13 protein-coding genes are annotated in these 24,315 nt (G+C 61.6%); 8 read left to right on the top strand and 5 right to left on the bottom strand.

The window, feature by feature from the left end; all coding sequences use genetic code 11:
- Positions 1-16: 16 nt before the first annotated feature.
- Positions 17-1,648, bottom strand: a complete 1,632-nt coding sequence (locus IGS55_RS07320; protein ID WP_230515684.1) for an NAD(P)/FAD-dependent oxidoreductase — start codon at positions 1,646-1,648, stop codon at positions 17-19.
- 229 nt (positions 1,649-1,877) lie between these two features.
- Here IGS55_RS07320 and IGS55_RS07315 point away from each other — a divergent pair, with 229 nt between their 5' ends.
- From IGS55_RS07315 to IGS55_RS07305, 3 genes are all read left to right on the top strand, one after another.
- Positions 1,878-2,180 (top strand): hypothetical protein, encoded by a 303-nt coding sequence (locus IGS55_RS07315; RefSeq protein WP_230515683.1) that lies wholly within the window; start codon positions 1,878-1,880, stop codon positions 2,178-2,180.
- A 17-nt stretch (positions 2,181-2,197) separates the two neighbouring features.
- Positions 2,198-2,992, top strand: coding sequence for a tetratricopeptide repeat protein (locus IGS55_RS07310; protein WP_230515682.1), 795 nt, complete (start codon positions 2,198-2,200; stop codon positions 2,990-2,992).
- Between the two features lie 561 nt (positions 2,993-3,553).
- Positions 3,554-6,610, top strand: a complete 3,057-nt coding sequence (locus tag IGS55_RS07305; protein WP_230515681.1) for a TonB-dependent receptor — start codon at positions 3,554-3,556, stop codon at positions 6,608-6,610.
- Between the two features lie 108 nt (positions 6,611-6,718).
- Here IGS55_RS07305 and IGS55_RS07300 read toward each other — a convergent pair whose 3' ends face one another.
- Positions 6,719-7,444, bottom strand: coding sequence for a 16S rRNA (uracil(1498)-N(3))-methyltransferase (locus IGS55_RS07300; protein WP_230515680.1), 726 nt, complete (start codon positions 7,442-7,444; stop codon positions 6,719-6,721).
- A 188-nt stretch (positions 7,445-7,632) separates the two neighbouring features.
- On the opposite strand from IGS55_RS07300, the gene tkt reads away from it, so the two are divergent.
- Positions 7,633-9,630 carry a transketolase gene (tkt, locus tag IGS55_RS07295; RefSeq protein WP_230515679.1) on the top strand — a complete coding sequence of 666 codons (1,998 nt, stop codon included), beginning with the start codon at positions 7,633-7,635 and terminating at the stop codon, positions 9,628-9,630.
- Positions 9,631-9,706: 76 nt separating this feature from the next.
- Positions 9,707-10,717 (top strand): type I glyceraldehyde-3-phosphate dehydrogenase, encoded by a 1,011-nt coding sequence (gene gap / locus IGS55_RS07290; protein ID WP_046685413.1) that lies wholly within the window; start codon positions 9,707-9,709, stop codon positions 10,715-10,717.
- A 195-nt stretch (positions 10,718-10,912) separates the two neighbouring features.
- Here gap and IGS55_RS07285 read toward each other — a convergent pair whose 3' ends face one another.
- Positions 10,913-11,677 carry a YoaK family protein gene (locus tag IGS55_RS07285; RefSeq protein WP_230515678.1) on the bottom strand — a complete coding sequence of 255 codons (765 nt, stop codon included), beginning with the start codon at positions 11,675-11,677 and terminating at the stop codon, positions 10,913-10,915.
- Between the two features lie 13 nt (positions 11,678-11,690).
- On the bottom strand, positions 11,691-14,444 hold the full coding sequence (glnE, locus tag IGS55_RS07280; RefSeq protein WP_230515677.1) for a bifunctional [glutamate--ammonia ligase]-adenylyl-L-tyrosine phosphorylase/[glutamate--ammonia-ligase] adenylyltransferase: 2,754 nt from the start codon (positions 14,442-14,444) through the stop codon (positions 11,691-11,693).
- 257 nt (positions 14,445-14,701) lie between these two features.
- Between glnE and IGS55_RS07275 the strand changes: the two genes are divergently transcribed.
- From IGS55_RS07275 to tldD, 3 genes are read left to right on the top strand one after another with little or no spacing between them, the layout of a single operon-like run.
- Entirely contained in the window at positions 14,702-18,883 is a 4,182-nt protein-coding gene (locus tag IGS55_RS07275; protein WP_329958116.1) for a YhdP family protein, read from the top strand.
- 30 nt (positions 18,884-18,913) lie between these two features.
- Complete coding sequence (locus IGS55_RS07270) at positions 18,914-19,714, top strand: carbon-nitrogen hydrolase family protein (RefSeq protein ID WP_268991801.1); 801 nt, start codon at positions 18,914-18,916, stop codon at positions 19,712-19,714.
- Between the two features lie 24 nt (positions 19,715-19,738).
- Positions 19,739-21,199 carry a metalloprotease TldD gene (gene tldD / locus IGS55_RS07265; protein ID WP_139090169.1) on the top strand — a complete coding sequence of 487 codons (1,461 nt, stop codon included), beginning with the start codon at positions 19,739-19,741 and terminating at the stop codon, positions 21,197-21,199.
- Between the two features lie 139 nt (positions 21,200-21,338).
- Here the strand turns inward: tldD and IGS55_RS07260 are convergent, their stop codons facing one another.
- Positions 21,339-24,185 (bottom strand): TonB-dependent receptor, encoded by a 2,847-nt coding sequence (locus IGS55_RS07260; protein WP_230515674.1) that lies wholly within the window; start codon positions 24,183-24,185, stop codon positions 21,339-21,341.
- Between the last annotated feature and the right edge of the window lie 130 nt (positions 24,186-24,315).

Raw genomic sequence — 24,315 nt, 5'->3', positions numbered from 1 at the left:
AGGAAGAGGACGAGGCTTAGCGGCGCGCCGCCATCGACAGGGCCACCGCCTCGGCCACCTTGATGCCGTCGACGGCCGCCGACAGGATGCCGCCCGCATAGCCGGCGCCTTCGCCGGCGGGGAACAGCCCCCGCGTGTTCAGGCTTTGCAAGTCGTCGTCGCGGCGTTTGATGCGGATCGGTGACGAGGTGCGCGTTTCCACGCCCGTCAGCACGGCGTCGGCCTTGTAGTAGCCCTTGATCTGCTTGTTGAACGCCGGAAACGCTTCGCGCAGGGCCGTGATCGCGTACTCGGGCAAGGACGGCGCCAGGTCGGTCAGGTGCACGGCCGGCTTGTACGACGGCACTACGCTGCCAAATTCCGTCGAGGCGCGGCCGGCCACAAAGTCGCCGACCAATTGTCCTGGGGCATCGTAGTTGCCGCCGCCCAAGGCAAACGCGCGCTCTTCCAGCTCGCGCTGCAGGGCGATGCCGGCCAGCGGGTCGCCAGGATAGTCGGCTGGCGTGATGCCGACGACGATGGCGCTGTTGGCGTTGCGCTCGTTGCGCGAGTACTGGCTCATGCCGTTTGTCACCAGGCGGCCCGGTTCCGAGGCGGCCGCCACCACCGTGCCGCCCGGGCACATGCAGAAGCTGTAGACGGAGCGGCCATTGCTGGCGTGATGCACGAGCTTGTAGTCGGCCGCGCCCAGGATCGGGTGGCCGGCGCTGGGGCCGAAGCGGCAGCTGTCGATCAGCGATTGCGGGTGTTCCACGCGGAAGCCGATCGAGAACGGTTTCGCTTCGATGTACACGCCGCGGCGGTGCAGCATCTCGAAGGTGTCGCGCGCGCTGTGGCCGATGGCCAGCACGACGTGGTTGCTGGCGATGGTTTCGCCATTGTCCAGCACCACGCCGCGCACCTGGCCGCCATCGCTGCCTGGCTCGATGTCGAGATCGACCACCTTGCTGCTGAAGCGGTATTCGCCGCCCAGCCGTTCGATATTCGCGCGCATCTCTTCCACCATCTTGACCAGGCGGAAGGTGCCGATGTGCGGCTTGCTCACATACATGATTTCTTCGGGCGCGCCCGCCTTGACGAATTCCGTCAGCACCTTGCGGCCGTAGTGCTTGGGATCCTTGATCTGGCTGTACAGCTTGCCGTCCGAGAAGGTGCCGGCGCCGCCTTCGCCGAACTGCACGTTCGACTCCGGGTTCAGCTCGCGCTTGCGCCAGAAGCCGAAGGTGTCGACCGTGCGCTCGCGCACCTGCTTGCCCCGTTCCAGGATGAGGGGGCGCAAGCCCATCTGTGCCAGGATCAGCGCCACGAACAGGCCGCACGGGCCCGTGCCGATGACGATGGGGCGCGGTTCATTGCTGTGGCCGGCCAGCTGTTCGCCGCCGGCGACGAATTTATAGTCGGTATCGGGCGCGGGCATCAAATGGATATCGTGGCCCAGGCGCGCCAGCACGGCCGCTTCATTCCTGACGTCCACGTGCAGCGAGTAAATCAACACCACGGCACTGCGCTTGCGCGCGTCATAGCTGCGCTTGAAGACGGTAAAGCCGAGCAAATCGGCGGCATCGATGCCCAGGCGCGCCAGGATGGCGGCGGGCAGGGCCGCTTCGTCGTGTTCGAGGGGGAGTTTTACTTCGTTGAGTCGTAACATAGTCAATTCCTAGGTTGGGGGCTATTTAGGCCCCATGGGGTAGCGTGCGGCACAGCTGCCGCAAAATAGCAGCGCCGGCTGACTCAATCAGACCGCCTGGCATGCTGCAGGCCGTATTTTACCCGCAGCATGGCGAGCAAGATACGGGCAACGCAGCTACCGTTGTTGTTGATGTGCACGAGGTTGCGTTTTTCGTCAAGAGCCAACTGCGACGTACGCGGACACAGGCATGGCGCATGCACCAAAATATGGCGAAACAACAGGCTTGTCTATACTTTTCCCCACACGCATGCTGGTAAAGAAAAGTCATCTGTATTTTTTTGGCAACGAACTTTCAGATGAAAGCGGATTGTTTGGCGTAAGCGGCAAAGACTATGGCACTCTATGGAAAGGATGTATTAGGGAAACTTATGCCCCTAACAGCTGGGTATGGCAGGGCGCCATAACCTTGCCATGTTTTCTGTCACATCTGCATTTGCAAATTCTCAATATTTCCTGCTGTTCGGTGAAGCTGTTGTCGCTAAGTAATTAACTATTAGGGGAACTCAGATGAAAAAAATGGCACTGGCAATGATGTTGATAGTAGGCTTTAACGTGGCACATGGCGGTGAACTTGAAAATGCGCAAAAATTATGGGACGGCAAGGAATTTTACAAAGCCTTTCAGATTTTTAATAAATTAGCTGAGGCTGGTGATGCCAGCGCACAGTTACAGCTCGGTGAAATGTATGGTTTCGGCGAAGGAACGGGGGAAGATCCCGTCAGGGCCGAATACTGGTTGAAGCAGGCCGCCAGCAAGGGAAATCCTGAGGCCGCCGGTTCGCTTGAGCTCGTGAAGCAGCGGCAGGCGCGCCACAACGACATTGCCTATTACACCAGCAATTTCGATGGCGCCAATGCCGCTTACGCAAAATTTGGCTGCGTTCGGCCGCAGATCCCAGCCCGCTCCACCACGAATGCCGAAGTGGCGGCAGTCAATGCGGGAATTAATACCTGGACCGAATGCTATGGCCGGTTTATTGCCAATTTGAAAAATGTCGCGGCGCCGGAACAGACCATTCAACCCGATGTCCTTAAATTGATGAATAATGACGAGTTTTTGAAATCTACTGCCTTGATCGGGAAAGTATATGGCGGAATTTTGGCGCAAGCGTCGGCGATTGAAAAAGAAATTGGTAATGACAGTGTTTCCTGGAAGAATGCCACAGAGAAATTCGCTGCGGAAAATAATGCAAAGGTAGAAAGTGGAAGAATGAACACGGAAAATGAAATAAATAAAATGGGTATTGCACAAAGGGAATTGATGCAGCGTACCCAAGTAAAGGCAGTCGGAATGAATAAATAATTTTATTAATTAAATTAAAGTATTCATCGTAGTGACACCTGTTGTATTTCTGCGACTTTGGCCGCGGTGACGCATCCGCCCGCACCGTAGGCCAGTCCGCTTTTCCCCGCATCTCCTCTCTTCATTGCACCCGCAGCGCTCATGTTGCAGTGCTTCCAATTGGCGCGTGCGCACCGTCTCCAACCAGCCTCTGCGCTATCTGCCATAAGAGAATACCGAGTTAGCATATGCAAAAAAGTTTATTTCGCACCGCACCATTTTGGTGCGAGCGTGCATCATTATGAATACATTTTCCGAATAAGCTTACACATCAATATTGTTGTTTCTGTGCACAACGCGGCTTGTCGTTATTGACACTGCGATACGCGATATGGTTTTATGTATTGCTTAGCGAATAGACTTTGTTGCACTATTCGTTTGGGAGTCCGCGCCACCAGCGAGGATGGAGAATGTAATTAACTCAAAAACTAAAACCGGAAACAAAAACGTATTGAACATGATTTAGTGCTTACAATTTACCCAAGCCACCCTATCAGAGTGGCTTTATAATTAGGAAACCACATGTTGAGAAAAACTGTTTTAGTACGCGCGCTGTCCATCGCATTTAGCACTGCAGCCCTGACAGCTGCCGTTGTACCGACTGCGCTGGCACAATCGAATGCCGCTGGTAACATCTACGGTAACGTTGAAGCCGCAGCTGGCAGCACTGTTGTCCTGCTCAATACTGACACCGGCCTGAAACGCACCATCGTGCCGGATTCAACCGGTCGTTACTTCGCCACCGCCTTGCCACCAGGCCACTACAAAGTGGAATTGGTACGCGATGGTCAGGTCAGCAAGACGGTTGAGGTTGATGTTCTGGTCGGTCAGGGTGTTGATGCGTCGTTTGCCAACGCTACTCCTGGCGTGCAAGCGGTGCAAGTGACGGGTCGCCGCAACCGTATCGACGTCTCCAGCTCGAACAATGGCGCGACTTTCACCGCCAAAGAACTCGATCGCCTGCCTATCGCCCACACCGTGGCTGCGATTATCCAACTGGCGCCAAACACCACCCGTGCCGACTCGCGTTACGCGGCCGGCGCATCGTTCGGTGGTGGTGGCGCTTCCGAGAATGCCTACTACATCAACGGCTTCCCGGTCACCAACCCATTGACCCAATTGGGTGCATCGGAATTGCCGTTCGGCGCGATTGCTCAAGCACAAGTCTTGACCGGTGGCTTCGGCGCCGAGTTCGGCCGTTCGGTTGGCGGCGTGGTCAATATCACCACCAAGAGCGGTACGAATAACTGGGAATTCGGCGCCACTGCCAGCATCGAACCGGACTCCCTGCGTTCGACGTATAAAAACAGCATGTATGCTGTGACTGGCGCGCCTGAAAATTCGGCGACAGACGGCACCTTGCTGCGTCGCAACAGCGAAAACTCGAAAACAGAGCGTATCTACGGCGCCTATGTTGGTGGTCCGATCATCCAGGACAAATTGTTCATGTTCCTGTCGGCAGAAACACGCTCGACTGACTGGGCGCGCGTGAATGGCACTCGTACTTCGGCATCGAACAACACCACTGGTTTTGTCACCAATAAAGACAAGATCGATCGCTACTTCGGTAAGTTCGACTGGAATATCACCGACAATCATCGCCTGGAATTGAGTTTGATCGGCGACGAAGGCAAGACCGACCGCAATCTGTACGGCTACGACTACTCGACCAGCCAGCGCGGCGCACAAACGGCTCAGCAGCACTACAAAAACAATGCCAACTTCTCGCCATCCGTTGGTGCAGAAACGCAAATTTTGCGCTACTTGGGTAACCTGACCGATAACTTGACTGTGACGGCGCTGTATGGTGAAAGCAAGACACCTAGCAGCTCGAAATACGATCCGATCGGTACGGCGCCAGCCGATCTGTACCAAGTTGTTGCCAATTCGAATAACCGCGTTCCTGGTTTGAACTACTCCAGCCCGCAAGTGCTGAGTGGTGCGATCGATGCTCCGGAAGCGAGCAACAAGGTCAAGTCGTCACGTTTCGACCTGGAATACAAGATTGGCCAGCATACCCTGCGCGGTGGTTTTGATAACAACAAACTGTCGTCGGAAAACGCTGGTGAAATCATGGGCGGCGGCGGTCAGTGGTCCTACTCCAAAACGGCCAACCCGAACGCTTTGCTGAACTTTGGTGGCGGCTACCGCGTCTCGACGGCCAGTGGCGGTGGTTACGGTACGCAAGGTTACTACGTGCGCAAACAGTTGTTTGACACCCGTACCGATGCGTTCTCTGACCAGTCGGCTCAATACCTGGAAGACCGCTACCAGGCAACTAAAGACTTGTTGGTAACGGTTGGTTTGCGTAACGAATCTTTCACCAACAAAAACGGTGACGGCCAGAAGTTCCTGGAAATCAAAAACCAATTGTCGCCACGCTTGGCTGCCGCCTGGGACGTGAACGGCGATGCGTCGTTGAAAGTCTACGGTAGCGCCGGTCGCTACGCGGTGCAGATTCCTACCCATCTGGCCGTGCGCGGCGCCAGCCGTTCGCTGTTCACCTACCAGTATTACACCTATACCGGTACCGACCAGTATGGTCAACCGACAGGCCTGAACCCACTGACGGGTGCTTTCTCGACCAACAACGAATTGGGTCAGGAAAAAGACTACCGCACTGTTACGGCTGTGGATTTGAAGCCAACCTACCAGGATGAACTGACCCTGGGCTTTGAAAAAGCGTTCTCGCCTAGCCTGAACTTCGGTGCCAAGGTCACGTATCGCAAGCTGCGTCAAACGATCGATGACTATTGCGATGACCGTGCGGTTCAGGCTTGGGCTGACCGTAACAGCGTGGATACCTCGAATTGGGGTGGTCTGGGTTGCGTTACGTTCAATCCAGGTAAGGACAACACCTTCCGTGTCGACTTCAATGGCGACAAGAAGTACACCCTGGTTCACCTGAGCGCCGATGAGCTTGGCTTCGACAAAGCGAAACGTACTTACACCGCTATCGATCTGTTTGCTGAACATCCATTCCGCAACGGCTGGTATGGTCGTGTGAACTACACCTGGTCGCGCAGCAAGGGTAATACCGAAGGTCAAACCCGTTCGGACAATGCTCAAACCGACGTGGCTGCCACGTCGACTTGGGATACGCCTGAGTTGATGTATGGCGCTGACGGCTTGCTGCCAAATGATCGTGAGCATCAGATCAAGGCATTCGGTTACTACGAGCTGAATCCAGAGTGGAGCGTTGGTGGTAATGCCTTGCTGGCTTCCGGTCGTCCACGTAGCTGCTTCGGCAACAAGGACGACCTGGCAGAAGACGCGCCTAATTATGGTTCCGTCTACTTCTTCTGCGATGGCAAAAATGCGCCACGTGGCAGCTACGGCAAACTGCCTTGGGATGTCCGCTTGGACGCCAACGTCGCCTACCGTCCATCGCTGCTCAAAGGCCTGACGCTGAAAATGGACGTGTTTAACGTGTTCAACAAGCAAACCGTGCAAGTGGTTGAAGAGCAATACAACGTTGCTGCTGGTAATAACGCAGTCAACCCTTTGTATGGCCGCGGCATTAGCTATACCTCGCCACGCGCGGTCAAGCTGACGGCTGAGTACAACTACAAGTTTTAATTGACTTGTTTTTCACTCCTTGCCGTGTCTCACGGCAAGAGGCGAAAAGAAAAAAACCGCTAGCGCAAGCTAGCGGTTTTTTTTGCCTGACCGTCAAGCCTTGATTTCCTACATTCCGCCCCACAAGGCACTCAGCGTGGCCAGCGCCGTCAGGCCCGCCGTTTCCGTGCGCAGGATGCGCGGGCCCATGGACAGGCCGATGGCGCCAGCCGCGATGGCCGCCTTTTCTTCTGCCTCGGTAAAACCGCCTTCCGGCCCCACCATCACGGTGATCGCTTGCGGCGGCTGGTGGCGCGCCCAGTCGGCCAGCGGCTGCTGCGCGCGCGGCGTCAGGATGATGCGTTTATGTAAATCTTGCTGGCTGCTCCAGCTATTAAAGTCTTGCAATGGCGCCAGCTGCGCCAGGCGGTTGCGCCCGCATTGTTCCGATGCGGATACGATGATGCCTTGCCAATGCGCGAGTTTTTTCTCGGCCCGCTCGGCGGACAGGCGCACGACGCAGCGCTGCGCCGACAGCGGCACGATGCCGGCCGCGCCCAGTTCGATGGCTTTTTCGATAATCCAGTCCATTTTGGACGCTTCCGGCAGCGCTTGGGCCAGGGTCACGGCGTAGGGCAGTTCCGCCTCGCGCGCCACGTGCGCCTGGATTTGCGCCGTCACGCTGCGCTTGGCGACCGCCACCAGGCTCGCCTGCACTTCGCCGCCTTCGCCATTGAACAGGGTGATGACATCGCCCGGCGCCAGGCGCACGACCTGAATATGGTGGGCGACAGCCTCCGGCAGGGAGACGGTGGCGCCGGCGACGAGCGGCTGGGGGCAGAAAAAACGCGGCATGCAAATCCTCAACGGGGGAGTAAGTGGGGTGGAAAGACGTCAAAGTATAGCCATTTGGCTGGCCAGTACGCCGCAATTCTAATTTGCGGCCCCCCAGTCTGGTAAAATAGTTGACTACAGAAAGCAGCCGGCTTCCCTGTCCGCGCTGTTGCACACGAATCCCAAACTCGCGACTGACCCACACCATCATGACAACTACGCTCCCGACTACCAAAATGGCCAATGCGATCCGCGCACTGGCAATGGACGCTGTACAAAAGGCCAACTCCGGCCATCCAGGCATGCCGATGGGCATGGCCGAGATCGCAGTTGCCCTGTGGAGTGGTCACTATCGCCACAATCCCGCGAACCCGAAATGGCAGAACCGCGACCGTTTCCTGTTGTCGAACGGTCACGGCTCCATGCTGCACTACGCGCTGCTGCACCTGACTGGCTACGAGCTGTCGATGGATGACATCAAGGCCTTCCGCCAGATGCATTCGAAAACCCCGGGCCACCCGGAAGTCGACATCACGCCAGGCGTGGAAACGACCACCGGCCCGCTGGGCCAGGGCATCGCCAACGCCGTCGGCATGGCCCTGTCGGAGCAATTGCTGGCCGCTGAATTCAACAAGCCTGGCCACGACATCGTCAACCACTACACCTACGCCTTCGTCGGTGATGGTTGCCTGATGGAAGGCATTTCGCACGAAGTGTGCGCGCTGGCTGGCACCCTGGGCCTGAACAAACTGATCGCCCTGTACGACGACAACGGCATTTCCATCGACGGCAAGGTCGAAGGCTGGTTCACGGACGACACCCCGGCGCGCTTCGAAGCGTACGGCTGGAACGTCATCCGCGCCGTCGACGGCCACGATGTTGCCGCCGTGGCTACCGCCATCGCCGCCGCCAAGACCGCATCGAAGCCAACCCTGATCTGCTGCAAGACCATTATCGGCAAGGGTTCGCCGAACCTGCAAGGCGGCGACAAGGTCCACGGCGCCGCGCTGGGCGACAAGGAAATCGCTGCCGTGCGCGAATACATCGGCTGGGATGCCGCTCCGTTCGAGATGCCGGCCGACGTGTACGCGGCCTGGGATGCGAAAGAGCAGGGCGCCCTGCTGGAAGCGGACTGGAACGAGCGCTTTGCCGCCTACAGCCGCGAATTCCCGCAGCAAGCCGCTGAACTGACCCGCCGCATGCAAGGCGAACTGCCACAGGCATTCGAAGCGGCCCTGAGCGCCGCCATCGCTTCCTGCGTGGAAAAGAAAGAAAACATCGCCACCCGCAAGGCCAGCCAGAACGCCATCCAGGCGCTCGCTTCGTCCCTGCCGGAATTCCTCGGCGGCTCGGCCGATCTGACCGGTTCGAACCTGACCAACTGGAAAGAGTGCGTGGCCGTGCGTTCGGGCCAGCCTGGCAACCACATCAACTACGGCGTGCGCGAATTCGGCATGAGCGCCATCATGAACGGCATCACCTTGCACGGCGGCTACATCCCGTTCGGCGCCACGTTCCTGACGTTCTCCGACTACAGCCGCAATGCCCTGCGCATGGCTGCCCTGATGAAGCTGCGTTCGATCTTCGTGTTTACCCATGATTCGATCGGTCTGGGCGAAGACGGCCCGACGCACCAATCGGTCGAGCACGTCTCGTCGATGCGCCTGATCCCGAACTTGGACAACTGGCGTCCATGCGACACCGTCGAGTCGGCCGCTGCCTGGGGCGCCGCCGTGCGCCGCAAGGATGGCCCGTCGACCCTGATCTTCTCGCGTCAAAACCTGCCATATCAAGAACGTAGCGCCGAACAGATCGAGAACATCTACCGTGGCGGCTATGTGCTGAACGACGTGGCCGACGCCAAGGCGATCCTGATCGCCACCGGTTCCGAAGTGGAGCTGGCCGTCGCCGCCGCCAGCGCGCTGGCCGCCGAAGGCATCGCCGTACGCGTGGTGTCGATGCCTTCGACCGACGTGTATGATCGCCAGGACGCCGCCTACAAGGCCAGCGTGTTGACGAAAGGCGTGCCGCGCGTGGCCATCGAAGCGGGCGTGACCAGCTTCTGGTACAAATACGTGGGCCTGGAAGGCGCCGTGGTCGGTATCGACACGTTTGGCGAATCGGCCCCGGCCGGCGTGCTGTTCAAGCACTTCGGCTTCACGGTCGAGAACGTCGTCGCCAAGGTGAAAGCCGTTATCGCTGGCTAATATTGATTTTTAACGGTCCTGGCGATGTGCTCGTCGGGGCCGTGCATGTACCTTCTTTTTTAATCAGGAGCAGAGTATGACGATCAAAGTTGCAATCAATGGCTACGGCCGCATCGGCCGTAATGTATTGCGCGCTTTCTACGAAGGCGGCAAGAAACAGGATATCCAGATCGTTGCCATCAACGACCTGGGCGATGCCAAATCGAACGCCCACCTGACCCGCTACGACACCGCGCACGGCAAGTTCCCGGGCACGGTCACCGTCGAAGGCGACAACATGATCGTCAATGGCGATCCGATCCGCGTATTCGCACAGCGCAATCCTGCTGAAATCCCATGGGGCGAGCTGGGCGTGGACGTCGTGCTGGAATGCACGGGCTTCTTCACCACCAAAGAGAAAGCTTCGGCTCACTTGAAGGGCGGCGCGAAAAAAGTCATCATTTCGGCACCCGGCGGCAAGGACGTCGATGCGACCGTCGTGTTCGGCGTGAACCACTCGGTGCTGAAATCGACCGACACCGTCATCTCGAACGCGTCGTGCACCACCAACTGCCTGGCACCGCTGGTCAAGCCGCTGAACGACGCCATCGGCATCGAAACGGGCCTGATGACCACCGTGCACGCCTACACCAACGACCAGGTACTGTCCGACGTGATGCATGAAGACCTGCGCCGCGCCCGTTCGGCCACCATGAGCATGATCCCGACCAAGACGGGCGCCGCCGCCGCCGTGGGCCTGGTGCTGCCTGAGCTGAATGGCAAGCTGGACGGCTTCGCCATCCGCGTGCCGACCATCAACGTGTCGCTGGTCGACCTGTCGTTCATCGCCAAGCGCGACACCACCGTGGAAGAAGTCAACGCGCTGATGAAGTCCGCTTCGGAAGGCGCGCTGGAAGGCATCCTGACGTACCAGACCGAACCGCTGGTCTCGATCGACTTCAACCACAACCCGGCTTCGTCGAACTTCGATTCGACCCTGACCAAAGTGTCGGGCCGCCTGGTGAAAGTATCGTCGTGGTACGACAACGAGTGGGGTTTCTCGAACCGCATGCTCGACACCACCGTCGCACTGATGTCGGCCAAGTAATTTTTTGACCGCATAAGAAAAAACGCCCTTCGGGGCGTTTTTTTTCATTCGTGAATTTGCGACGCCTAACAAAACCGTAGCGAGCGGCAGTGATTTGTGGCCGAGAAGCGCAACCGTACTTTAGTACGGGGGCGCCGAGCCGGTGAGCATCGCCGGCCGCAAAGCGCGACGCGCAGTAGGTTTTGTTCGGTGTACCTACAAGCGGCGGCGGTAAAAGCGCCACAGCAGACGCAAGTCGCGCAGCACGGGCACGCCCGACAGCAGGGTCAGCACGCCGGCGAGCAGGATGGTGGCGGCGGGAAAGCCTATGTGCTTGAAGGCCAGGGCGCCGCTGACGCCGCCGATGAAGAAGCAGGCGATCAGCAAGCTGTGCGTTCTGAGCTTGCCGCGGTTGACCTTGACCATCCGGTCCGGCAGGTGGCGCCGGTTGTAATACGCCATCTTGCCCAGTTCGATGCCGATATCGGTGGACAGCCCCGTCACGTGCGTGGTGCGGATGACGGCGCCCGAAATCTTGGTGATGATGGCGTTCTGTAAACCCATGACAAAGCACAGCAGCAAGATGGTGACGGGGCCCAGCACGTCGGGCATGGCGGCAAGGTAATTGCCCGTCAAGCCGAACAGCAGCAGTAACGCCGCTTCCAGCAGCAGGCTGGCGGCAAACTGGCTGTGCAGCCGTCGCCGCTTGCCCCAGTTCACCATGATGGCCGTCACGGCCGCGCCGCTGACAAAGGCCAGCCACGCGCCCAGCGCGGCCAGGGCCACCGTGATATTGCCCAGCGCCAGGTCGTCCGCCATGCCGGAGACGATGCCCGTCATGTGCGAGGTATAGCCGCCGATGGCGAGAAAGCCGCCCGCATTCACGGCGCCGGCCACCAGCGCCAGCACGCAGCCCAGCTGCAGATTGGCTTGCGTATCGCGCGCCGATCCGCTCAGCCGGGACAGGTAATGGAGCGGCATGCCCGGGCCGGCCTCAGGCGGTGGCGCCGAAGATGGCTTGCCACAGGCGCATCACGTTGTCCGCATGCACGCGCACCCGTTCCGGTTCCACGCGGGCCAGGTCTTGTCCCTGCAGGCGCAACTGGTGCTGGAGCTTGCGCAGCGCGCGGTAGGCGTCGGCGACCTGGGCGGCCAGCTGGGCGTCGATCAGGCCCAGTTCGCCGCACAGGCGCAGCAGGGCGATATTGCCCGAGTTGGCCGTCAGCTGCGGATACTGCGCCGCATGCTGAAGCACCAGGTATTGCACCATGAATTCGATGTCGATCATGCCGCCCGGATCCTGCTTCAAATCGAAGCTGCCGGTGCGGGGCGGATGGGCGTCGAGCATCTTCTTGCGCATGGCCACCACTTCGCCCTTGAGCGGGCCGTTTTCCGGGCGTTCCTTGCGCAAAATCGTGTCGCGGATGCGCTCAAAATGCTTGCCGATGGTGGCGTCGCCCGCGCAAAAGCGCGCGCGCGTGAGCGCCTGGTGCTCCCACACCCAGGCCGCGCTGCCCTGGTAGCGCTCGAAGGCCTGCACGCTGGAGACCAGCATGCCCGAGGCGCCGTCGGGGCGCAGGGCGATGTCGATGTCGAACAAAATGCCGGCCGAGGTGTGCGAGGTCATCCAGGTAATGAAGCGCTGCGCCAGCTTGGCGTACAGGCCCGGCGCTTCCTGGTCGTCGTCGTCGAACAGGAAAATGACGTCGAGGTCCGAGACATAGCCGAGTTCCTTGCCGCCCAGCTTGCCATACGCGATGACGGCGAATTTCGGCACTTCGCGGTGGCGCGTCGGCAAGGTTTGCCAGACGGCTTGCACGGTGGCGGCGACGATGATGTCGGCCAGCTGCGACAGGTAGTCGGCCAGTTTTTCCACGCTCAGGTCGCCCGCCAGGTCTTGCGCCAGGCACTGGAACAGTTGCGCGTGGTGCATTTCGCGCAGGATATCCATCTGCCGCTCTGTGTCGCCGGGCGCATCGTCGAGCTGGCGCCGCAGGTCGAGCGCCAGGGCGCCCGGGTCCGGCACCGTGTTGCGGATGCGCTCGTCTAACAGTTCATCGAGCAGGATCGGATGCTGCGTGAGGAAGGTGGCGGCCCAGCCGCTGGCGCACACCATGCGCACGACGCGCTCGAGCGTGTGCGGGTATTCCGTCAGCAGCGACAGGTAGGCCGAGCGGCGCGCGATGGCTTCCAGGAAATCGAGCAGGCGGCCCAAGGTGGCCAGTTGGCTGGCATTGCCGTTGGACACGGAGCAATCGGTGATCAGGGGCAGGGCGGAATTGACGAGGGCGACGAGGCGCGTGCGGCTTGCCTCGGGCAACGATTGCAGCCGCGGCGCCTGCCACGTGGCCAGCAGGCGGCGCGCGCAGGCGGCCGGCTCATGGAAGCCGAGTGCGGCGAAGCGCGCTTCGATGGCTTCCTGCTGGTCCGAGGCGGCGCAGTCGTTCGACGTTTGTGGGTCGATGCCCGTGTCGGCCGGCGGCGTGCCGCCGCTCTTGTCGCTGAACATTTCGTCGAACTGGCCGGCGACAAACACGCGGTGCGCTTCCAGCTGGGCCAGCAGGGTGGCAGTGTCGGGCAAGCCCATCATCTGCGCCACGGTCAGGCGGTCGGCCTCGTTGGAGGGCAGGGTGTGGGTTTGCGCATCGTCAAGATACTGCAGCCGGTGTTCGAGGTTGCGCAGGAAAGTGTAGGAGCCAAGCAGCTGTTCCACGATGGCCGGCTCCAAAAGCCCCTTGTCCGCGACCGTGCGCAAGGTGGCGCGCGTGGAGCGGTCACGCAGCTCGGCGTCGCGCCCGCCCCGTATCAATTGGAATACCTGGGCCAGGAATTCGATTTCGCGGATGCCGCCGCGGCCCAGCTTGACATTGTTGCTGCGGTCCGGATGCAGCCGTTCCTGGCGGTTGACCTCGGCGCGGATCTGGCCGTGCATGGTGCGGATGGCGTCGATGACGCCGAAATCGAGGTAGCGGCGGAAGACGAACGGGCGCACGATGGCGTCAAGTGACGCGATATCTTCCGGCTTGCCCGTCACGGCGCGCGCCTTGACCCAGGCATAGCGCTCCCATTCGCGGCCCTGCACGATCAGGTATTGCTCCACCATGCCCAGGCTGGCGGCCAGCGGGCCCGAGTTGCCGTTCGGGCGCAAGGCCATGTCCACGCGGAAAGTAAAACCATCCTGCGTGATTTCGGCCAGGGCGGCGATCAGTTTCTTGCCCATGCGAATGAAAAATTCGTGGTTGGACAGGCTGCGCTGGCCCGGTACGGTGACTTGCGTATCGCCATCTTCCGGGTAGACAAAGATCAGGTCGATATCGGACGAAACATTGAGTTCGCCGCCGCCCTGCTTGCCCATCGCCAACACCATCAAGGCCTGTTCCTCGCCCGATTCTTCGCCGACAGGCATGCCGTGCAGCGCCACCATCTCGGCCATGATGGCGTCCACGTGCGTGCGGATGGCGAAATCGGCAAAGCCCGTCATGGCAGTGACGACTTCATTCAAGTCGGCCCGGCCTTCCAGATCGCGCGCGATCAGGCCGCAGACGAGCAGGTTGCGCAGGCGTCGCATGGCCCGCTCGGGCGGCAGCGGCGGCGTGGCGGCGTTCGCATGGGCGGCCAGCTCGGCGGCAAAATCGAGCCCGTCCAACGGCGCGCGCACCAGTTGTGCTACCTGCGCGGCGCGCTCGGGGGCGGCGTCCAGCCAGCGCTGGTAGAAACGGGAGGCGGAGATCAAAGGCTGTGTGCTCATGGTATCGGTAAGTGTCTCGTGAATGCGGTGTGCATGTTCTTGTTTAACTTGGCTGTGAACGGCGGGGGATGCGGTAAAATTATGCCGCTGGCCTCACGGCCGGCATTGCGTGCTCTTCCGGACGATGGTAAGGGAGGCTTTGCACAGACGCAAGCGCAAGGATGCAGGCGCGCACCACGAATGCAGACGATTTTTGCCATTATTTGACGCCGGACCAGTTTATTAGCTTATTGATGCAAAAACCGCCAGAAGCAAGCGTGACAGAACATGTGCCATTGGCTCTGCGCTGGCAGCGGCTGCGTGCCGCCTATCGCATGGCCAACCTGGCCACCCACCATGTGCTGGGTTTTACCATCAAACTGGTGCTGCTCGCGTATTTCGCCTTCGCCGTGCTGTTTTTATTCCTGCGCTACGCGATTCTGCCGAATATCGATTATTACAAAGGCGATATCGAGCGGGCGGCCAGCCGCGCGCTGGGCAACCCTGTCAGCATTGCGCGTATTTATGCCTCCTGGCATGGCGTGCGGCCGAATCTTTTCCTTGGCGACGTGACCCTGCGCGACCAGGCGGGCCGCCAGGCGCTGAGCCTGCCGAGCATATCGGCCACCGTGTCGTGGTGGAGCGTGCTCGGTTCCGTGCGCTTTACTACCTTGGAAATCACGCGGCCCGACCTGGACGTGCGGCGCAGCAAGGATGGCAAGCTGTACGTGGCCGGGGTGTTGATCGACAGTAAGCAAGGCAGTGATGGCAAGGGGGCCGACTGGCTGCTGTCGCAACATGACATCATCATTCGCGATGGCAAGGTGCGCTGGACGGACGAGGTGCGTGGGACACCCGAGCTGGCTTTATCGCAAGTCAATCTGCTGCTGCGCAACCGCTGGCGCAGCCATCGCCTGGGCGTGCAGGCCACGCCGCCCGCCAGTCTGGCCGCACCCATCGATGTGCGCGCTCACTTCACGCATCCGCCTTTCAGCACGCGCATCTCCGATGTGTCGATGTGGAAGGGCGAGCTGTACGCCGACCTGAAAAACGCCGACCTGGCCGCCTGGCGCCGCTACCTCGATTATCCGTTCGAACTGAGCCAGGGCAAGGGCGCCTTGCGCGCCTGGCTGAGCCTGGATCACGCGCGCCTGGCCGGTTTCACGGCGGACGTGGGTTTGACGGATGTGACGGCGCAGCTGGGCGAGCATATCGCGCCGCTCGACTTGCTGTCGGTCAGCGGACGCATTTCGGCAAAAGAAGAGTTCTCGGCGCAGGCACCCGACGGCAAACCAACGTTTGGCGCGAATGGGCATCAGGTGGAGTTGACGAATTTCGCGGTGGAAACCCGAGACGGCCTCAGCCTGCCGCCCACGACTTTGTCCGAGCGTTTCATTGCTGCCACCAAGCGCAAGCCGGCGCGCACGGAAATCACGGCCAAGTCGCTCGATTTGCAAACCCTGGCCGCATTGGCCGACAAGCTGCCTCTGGGCGAACAGCAGCGCCAGCGTCTCGACGCCCTGGCGCCGCGCGGGCGTTTGCAGGATTTTGCCGCGCAATGGGAAGGCGAAATGGCGACACCGGCCAGCTACCGTTTGCGCGGCAAGTTCATCGATCTGGGCCTGAACGCGCAGCCGGTGCGCCTGGCTGTGGCGAAGACGGCGACCGGCCCCGCGCAGGCAGCCGCACCGGCTATTCCCGGTTTCGAACATTTGACTGGCAGTATCGACGCCAGCGACAAGGGCGGCAAGGTCGATATCGATGCACGGGGATTGGTATTGCAACTGGCCTCCTATTTGAGTGAGCCGGCCTTGCCGTTCGAACAGTTCGAAATGGAGGCGCGCTGGGCTTTCCAAGCAGACAATATGCTACAAGTCGACCTGGACAGGCTTGATCTTAATCAACAAGGCATGCGAGTCGCCCTGCATGGTTCGCATCGGATGCCGCTCGACGGCAAGAACCTGGGCCAGGTCGACTTGGCGGGCACCATCGATAATTTCGAGATCAACACCATCGGCCGCTATCTGCCGCTGCAAACGCCCGAGCATCTGCGCCACTGGCTGACGGGCGCGCTGGAAGGCGGCATGGCGCACGATGTCAGCGTGCGCCTGCGCGGCGAACTCGAGCATTTTCCGTTCAAGGTCGATACACCCGCCCAGCGGAATGCCGCCCAGCGCAACCGTGGCGACTTCCGTATTGCCGGCAAGATCGAGAATGGCAAGCTGAACTATGCGCCCGGCGAATTTGCCGAAAGCGGCCCGCTGGCGGGCAAGGCGCCCCTGTGGCCGCAGGCGGAAAAGATCAAGGGCAGTTTTGTGTTCGAGCGGGCGCGCATGGAAATTCGCGGCGACACGGCCACCACGGGCGGCGTGGCATTGACGAATGTCAAAGCCGTGATCCCCGACCTGACGGTGTTCGACACCTTGCTCGATATCGACGGCAATGCGGCCGGCCCGATGCAGGAATTTCTCAAGTACGTGACGGCCAGCCCCGTGCTGGGCTGGATCGAGCATTTCACGGATGAAACGACGGCGACGGGCAACGCCAAGCTGGCCCTCAAATTGCACTTGCCGATCGAGCGCATGCTCGAGTCGACCGTGCAAGGCAGCTTGCAGCTGGCGGGCAACGACGTGGTGCTGTTCCACGACATGCCGCCCGTGCTGGGCACGCAGGGCAAGATCGAGTTCAACGAAAAAGGCGTCAACCTGAATGGTTTGAATGGCAGCCTGCTGGGCGGGCCGCTGGCCATCTCGGGCGGCACCCAGCCGGACAGTTCCATCCAGGTGAAACTGGCCGGCAACATGACCATCGACGGCTTGCGCAAGACCTATCCGGCGCCCGTGCTGCAGCGCCTGGCAAAACATTTGAATGGCGGCGCCCGTTACAGCGGCGTGATCACGGCGCGCGACCACCAGGTGGTGGTCAATGTCGAGTCGCCGCTGACGGGCCTGGGCCTGGATTTTCCCGCTCCCCTGAAAAAGCCCGCCGGCGACAGCCTGCCCGTGAAATTCACCCTGACGGGCAATGCGGCGAATGGCGCCGGCTTGCGCACGGACGATATCCGCATCGCGCTGGGTTCCGGCATCGCCGCGCGCTACCAGCGCCAGAAGCAGGGCAAGGATGCCTGGCGCCTGCTGCGCGGCGGCATCGGCGTGAACGTGCCGGCGCCGGAACCGGACAGCGGCATGATGCTCAACGTCAACATGAAAACCCTGGACGTGGACAGCTGGATTGCCGCCGGCAGCGAGATCGCCGGCAACGCCACGGCGTCCGCCGACAGCGGTGCCGCCGACGATGCGCCCGATATCGCGCAATACGTGGTGCCGGACATGATGGCGGCCCGCGCCAGCGAACTGATGCTGGGCGAGCGCAAGCTGGAAAACGTGGTGGTGGGCGCCACGCATCAGAAGGATGTGTGGCAAGCCAATATCGACGCGAAACAGGTGTCGGGCTATGTGACGTGGCTGGAAACACCATCCGGCCTGGGCAAGATGACGGCACGGCTGTCGTCGCTGATCATTCCGGAGTCGGCCGCCAACGATGTGAAAAATTTACTGGAAGGAAAAAGCGGCGCCCAGTCGATTCCTTCGCTCGATATCGTCGCCGAGCAGTTCGAGCTGTTCAACAAGAAGATCGGCCGGTTGGAGTTGCAGGCCTATAACACCATGGCGGCGGGCGGGCGCGAGTGGCGCGTGGGCAAGCTGCAACTGTCGAACCCCGATGGCGCGCTGAGCGGCAGTGGCAAATGGGTCATCAAGGATGGGCAAAGCACGACCAGCCTGCGTTTCGGCCTTGACATCGTCGACGCGGGCAAGCTGCTCGACCGCTTCGGCTTTGCCGACACGGTGCGTCGCGGCAAGGGCCGCCTGAGCGGCGACATCGCCTGGAACGGCTTGCCGTATTCGCTCGACATTCCCACCTTGTCGGGGCAGATCGAGATGAACGTGGAGTCGGGCCAGTTCCTCAAGCAGGATCCGGGCGCGGCCAAGCTGTTGGGCGTGCTCAGCCTGCAAGCCTTGCCCCGCTTGCTGAAACTCGATTTCCACGACGTGTTTTCCGAAGGCCTGGCTTTCGACGGCATCACGGCCAACGCCAGCATCAAGCGCGGCGTCGTGACGACGAACAACCTCAAGATGCATGGCGTGGCGGCCACCGTGCTGATGGATGGCACAGCCGATATCGCCAATGAAACGACGAATCTGCACGTGGTGGTGATCCCGGAATTTAACCTGGGTACGGGGCCGCTCGTGTATGCGCTGGCCGTCAATCCCGTCATCGGCCTGGGCAGTTTCCTGGCGCAATTGTTCCTGCGTGCGCCCGTGATGAAGGCGCTCACTTACCATATGCAGATCGCCGGCCCGTGGAAATCGCCCGTCGTGACCAAGCTCGATGGTGGTAAATTGGAAGCTGTCGCCGTGCCTGCCGCTGCCGCTGCGGCGGTGGAGGCCGTGGCGAAATAGGCGAGGCGTTCGAATGGATAAGAGGTGGCAATGATGCATACAGTCGCAGCAGTACAAATGATTTCCTCGCCTTCCGTGGAAGACAACTTGGCCACGGCGCGGCGCCTGGTGGCGCAGGCCGCCGCCGGTGGCGCGCAGCTGGTGGTGCTGCCCGAATACTGGGCCATCATGGGCAAGCAGGAAACGGACAAGCTGGCGCATGCGGAACAGCCCGGCAGCGGCCCCATCCAGGATGGCATGGCGCAGATGGCGCGCCAGCACGGCATCTGGCTGATCGGCGGCACCTTGCCCCTGATCTCGGGCCAGGAGGGCAAGGTCTTGAATACGACGCTCGTGTATGACCCGCAAGGCGAGCCGGCCGGCCGCTACGACAAGATCCACCTGTTCGGTTTTACGCGCGGCACCGAGTCGTACAATGAATCGCGCACCATCGTGCCCGGTGCGCAAGTGCGCTCGATCGAGACGCCGTTCGGCCGTGTCGGCCTGTCCATCTGCTACGACTTGCGCTTTCCCGAACTGTACCGCGCCATGGGCGATTGCGCGCTGATCGTCGTGCCCGCCGCGTTTACCCATACGACGGGCAGCGCCCACTGGGAAGTGCTGCTGCGCGCGCGCGCCATCGAAAACCAGTGCTATGTGCTGGCCTCGGCGCAGGGCGGCCTGCATCCGAACGGTCGGCGCACCTGGGGCCACAGCATGCTGATCGACCCGTGGGGCGAAGTGATCGCCGTGCTGCCCGAAGGCGAGGGCGTGGTCAGCGGCGAGATCGACCTGGTGTTCCTGGCTGGCGTGAGGGAGTCCTTGCCCGCGCTCACCCACCGGACCATGTAACTTGAATGTTGAGAAAAGATAGCCATGATTCCATTTGAACCCAATCTGTCCAGCCTGGCCGTGGCGCGCGATATCCTGCTCACGCCGTTTGGCCTGGACGAAGACAAGCTGCTCAAAGCCCTGGGCACGATGTTTACGCACAAGGTCGACTATGCCGACCTGTATTTCCAGTCGACCAAGAGCGAAGGCTGGAGCCTGGAAGAGGGCATCGTCAAGACGGGCAGCTTTTCCATCGACCAGGGCGTGGGCGTGCGCGCCGTGTCCGGCGACAAGACGGCGTTTGCGTATTCCGACGACATTTCCGAACGGGCCCTGCTGGAAGCGGCGGCGGCCACGCGCACGATTGCGCGCGCGGGCGCCGGCAAAATCAAGATCGCGGGCCAGATGCAGCCGCAGGGCGGACGTTCCTTGTACCTGCCCAACGATCCACTGGCCTCGCTCGATGCCACGGCCAAGGTGCAATTGCTCGAACGCGTGGAAAAGATGGCGCGCGCGAAAGATCCCAGGGTGGTGCAAGTGATGGCGGGCCTGGCCGGCGAATACGACGTGGTGCTGGTGCTGCGCAGCGATGGTGTGCTGGCGGCCGACATCCGCCCGCTGGTGCGCGTGTCGTTGACCGTGATCGCGGAACAGAATGGCCGCCGCGAAACGGGCTCGGCCGGTGGCGGCGGGCGTTTCAGCTATGACTATTTCAGCGATGCCGTATTGGAACAATACGCGACGGACGCCGTCAATTCGGCCTTGGTGAACCTGGAAGCGCGCCCCGCGCCAGCCGGCCCCATGACCATCGTGCTGGGCCCGGGCTGGCCCGGCATCCTGCTGCACGAAGCGATCGGCCATGGCCTGGAAGGAGATTTCAACCGCAAGGGTTCGTCCGCGTTTTCGGGCCGCGTCGGTGAACGCGTGGCCGCCAAGGGTGTCACCGTGGTCGATGACGGTACCCTGGCTGGCCGGCGCGGTTCGCTGAATATCGATGACGAGGGCAACCCGACGCAATGCACGACCCTGATCGAGGATGGCATCCTGAAGGGTTACATCCAGGACACGATGAATGCGCGCCTGATGAAGATGCCCGTGACGGGCAACGCGCGCCGCGAATCGTTCGCCCACCTGCCCATGCCGCGCATGACGAATACGTATATGCTGGGCGGTGACAAGGACCCGGGCGAGATCCTTGCGTCTGTCAAAAACGGCTTGTATGCCGTCAACTTCGGCGGCGGCCAGGTCGACATCACGAACGGCAAGTTCGTCTTCTCGGCCAGTGAAGCGTACATGATCGAAAATGGCAAGCTCAGCTATCCGGTGAAGGGCGCGACTCTGATCGGCAATGGCCCGGACGTGCTCAACCGCGTCTCCATGATTGGCAACGACATGCGCCTCGATTCCGGCGTGGGCATCTGCGGCAAGGAAGGGCAAAGCGTGCCCGTGGGCGTGGGACAGCCGACCTTGCGCCTCGATGGTATTACGGTTGGCGGGACTGCCTGATCTTTTCGGGCACTGCGCGGCCAACAACGGTGTCGGATTGCGCGCGGCTGCGCCCCGCTAATCCGACCTACATTTCTGGCATGCTGATCGTGTAGGTCGGGTTAGCCCGAAGGGCGTAACCCGACACCACCGCTATTTCTCAGAATTTATACTTCACCCCCGCACTGACAAAGCGTCCCGCCGCGCCCGCGTAGTCGAGCGGGTTATAGCCCGTGGCGCCATACGTCAGCGGGTCGAGCGGGGCGATCTTGTCGAACAGGTTTTGTATCGTCGCAAACACTTCCAGCTTGGGCGTGGCCAGCCAGCGGGCCGTCAGGTCCACCGTCGTGAACGAGGCGATGCGGCAGCCGCGCGGCGCGTCCGTGCCGTCGGCGAAATGCGTGGCGCAGCCGTCCGGGTCATTCTTGAACAGTATGTTGTCGAGCGGCGCACGGTAGTTGACGTTGGCCGTGACCCGCCAGTTCTGGCGTTCCCAGGTGGCGCCCAGGTTGATGCGGTCGTCCGGCGTCCCCATGCAGTTGGACACGTCGCAATTGCCATGTGTGCCGGCAAAATCGCGCTGCGTGCCATCGCGTTCCGTGCGCAGCCATTTGTACAGATGCGTCCACTTCAGGTCGAAGGTCAGGTTGCCATAGTCGCCGCCCAGGTTGAAGCGCTGGCGGGCGTCGATATCAATGCCGCGCACCGTTGTTTGCGCCGAATTCACATAGTTGGCCAGCACGGCCGTGATGGCGCCCGGATCGCCGGCAATGCCGGTGGCCGTGGACGGGTCGCGCGCCACGTTGCCGGCGGCAATGGCCGCATCCGTTTGCTCCTGGTTGATTTCATTCTTGCGGCGGATTTGCCACAGGTCCACGGAAATGCTGCTGCGCGGCAGCGGGTCCCACACGGCGCCGACGGAAAAGCTGCGCGAACGCTCCGGTGACAGGTTCGGATTGGGCGAGGTGATGACGGCGATCGGCGCGGGATCGCACGCCACTTCCACGCCCAGCGCGCAGCGCAGTGGATCGCTGGCGGTGGAGAACGCGGCCAAGCCGCCGACACCGTTTTCCGCCGCGCTCGGCGCACGGAAGCCCTTGGCGAAGGTGCCGCGCAGGGCCAGTTCGCGCATGGGTGTCCATTTCACGCCCACTTTCGGCGTGTAGGAATTGCCCACGTCGGTGAAATGGTCGGCGCGCAGGGCACCTGACAGCTCGACGGTTTTCAGCACGGGCGCCAGCACCTCGGCATAGATGGCCGAGGCGTTGCGGCTGCCCTTGTAGGCAGAATAGCCGAGGCCGATGATATTGCCCCGTTCCGTGCCTGTGGTGGGCTTGAGTTCCGTCGATTCGTGGCGGAATTCCGCGCCCACGGCCACGCCCAGGCCGCCGCCTTCCAGCTTGGCCACCTCGCGGCTGGCCTTGAAGTCGATCTGCGCGATATGCGTCTTGGCATCGTTCGAGATGCGCGGCGACAGGGCCGCGTACAGCTCGGGCGAATTGAGGCCCGCGTTTTCCGCGATGCGCCACAGGCTGCCGGCCGGCAGGGCCGCATACGCGGGGTTCAGGCTGGCCGCCGCCACGTTGGTGGCGGTCGGGTTGAGCAGGGCGAAGGCGACGTCGCGCTGCAGGTAGCCGTTCAAGTCGTTCGACACCTTGTTTTGCGAATACAGCAGGGCGCTGTCGATATCCCAGCCCGCCACGGCGCCCTTGATGCCGGCGACAAAGCGCGTGAAGGTGGAGTTGACTTCCGACAGGCGCGGCCCTACGTCGGCCGCCAGATAGCGCAGCCGCGCCGCCGTGCCGAAATACGGGTTGTCCGGGTGGGCGGCACCGAGCGCCACGCCCGCATTGCTGACGGGGCCGCCCGGGTAGCCGACCGAGCCGCTGACCGTCGACGGCGTGGTGGCCGAGTGCGATTCGCTGTGATACACGTTCAGTTCGGCATACGTTTGCAATGCCGGCGTCAGCTGCCAGGCGGCGCGGCCAAAGAAGTTGATGTTCTTCTGTTTCGGCTGGATCTGGCCGTACTGCTGCGCCGCGTCCGTCAGGCAGCCGCCGCCCGGGTCGCCTTGCGGGTGCGTGGTGAAGTTGCCGCAGGCGGCGCCGGGGAAGGTGCGCGTAAAACCCGCGCCGGCCAGGTTGCCGCGGTTGTAGTAGTCGAGCGTGTCGGGATTGCGCACATTGCCGTTGACGGCGCTGCCGGCCGCGTTGTTGGTGGTGATGGCGCCCGCGCCGCTGAGCGACTCCTGCGCGCTGAAGCCCAGGTCGCGCAAGTCGCCGCGCCCCACGGCGCCCCGTCCGGCCCGGTCGCGGTTCCAGATTGCGGCTTTTTCGCTGTACTCGAGGTTCAGCAGCACGTTGTAGCGGTCGCTGTCGATGTCGCCGAAGCCGTGCGTGATGGCGGCGCGCGCGTCGCGCCCGTCCCACTCCTTCGTCTTGCCGTAATTGCCCTTGATGGCCGTGCCCTGGTAGTCGCGTCGCAGGATCACGTTGACGACGCCGGCGATGGCGTCCGAACCGTAGATGGCCGAGGCGCCATCCTTGAGGATTTCCACCCGTTCCACCGCTTCCAGGGGAATGATGTTCAGGTCGGCAAATACCTTCTGGCCATCGTCGGCCAAGCCATACGGCGCGACGCGGCGCCCGTTCAGCAGCACCAGGGTCGAGGCCGTGCCCAGGCCCCGCAGCGACACGCCGGAAGCGCCGGCGGCAAAGCCGTTGCCGAAGGTGGTGGGCACCGAGCCCTGGTTGTCGACGGCCAGGGTCTGCAGCAGTTCGGCCACGCTGGACTTGCCCGATTTTTCAATGTCGGCCGCGTTCAGGGTTTGTACGGCCGACGCCGTTTCCGCTTGCGCGCGGCGGATGTTTGAACCGGTGATTTCCACGCGGGCAACGGGGGCAGCTTCCTGCGCCAGGACGGGTAGACTCAGCAGCGCACTGGCCAGCGCCAGGCCCAGTCTGGGTGGTGAAAAAGTAGCGGATGGTAAGGATGGTGTAGGGATCATGCGGTTCTCCGGAAAGGTCAGGCAGTCAGAAATCGTCGATGCGTCCTTGAGTTTTGCCCGTGCGGCGATGCCGAGAGTAGATCTACATCAAGTAGTGTCTTGCTTGTCGTCGATAGAATGGCTGGCGTGG

This window comes from Janthinobacterium sp. EB271-G4-3-2, assembly GCF_020858035.1.
GTDB classification, from domain to species: domain Bacteria; phylum Pseudomonadota; class Gammaproteobacteria; order Burkholderiales; family Burkholderiaceae_D; genus Janthinobacterium; species Janthinobacterium aestuarii.
The sequence above is the reverse complement of the archived record's forward strand: the minus strand, read 5'-3'. Positions and strand labels throughout refer to the sequence as shown.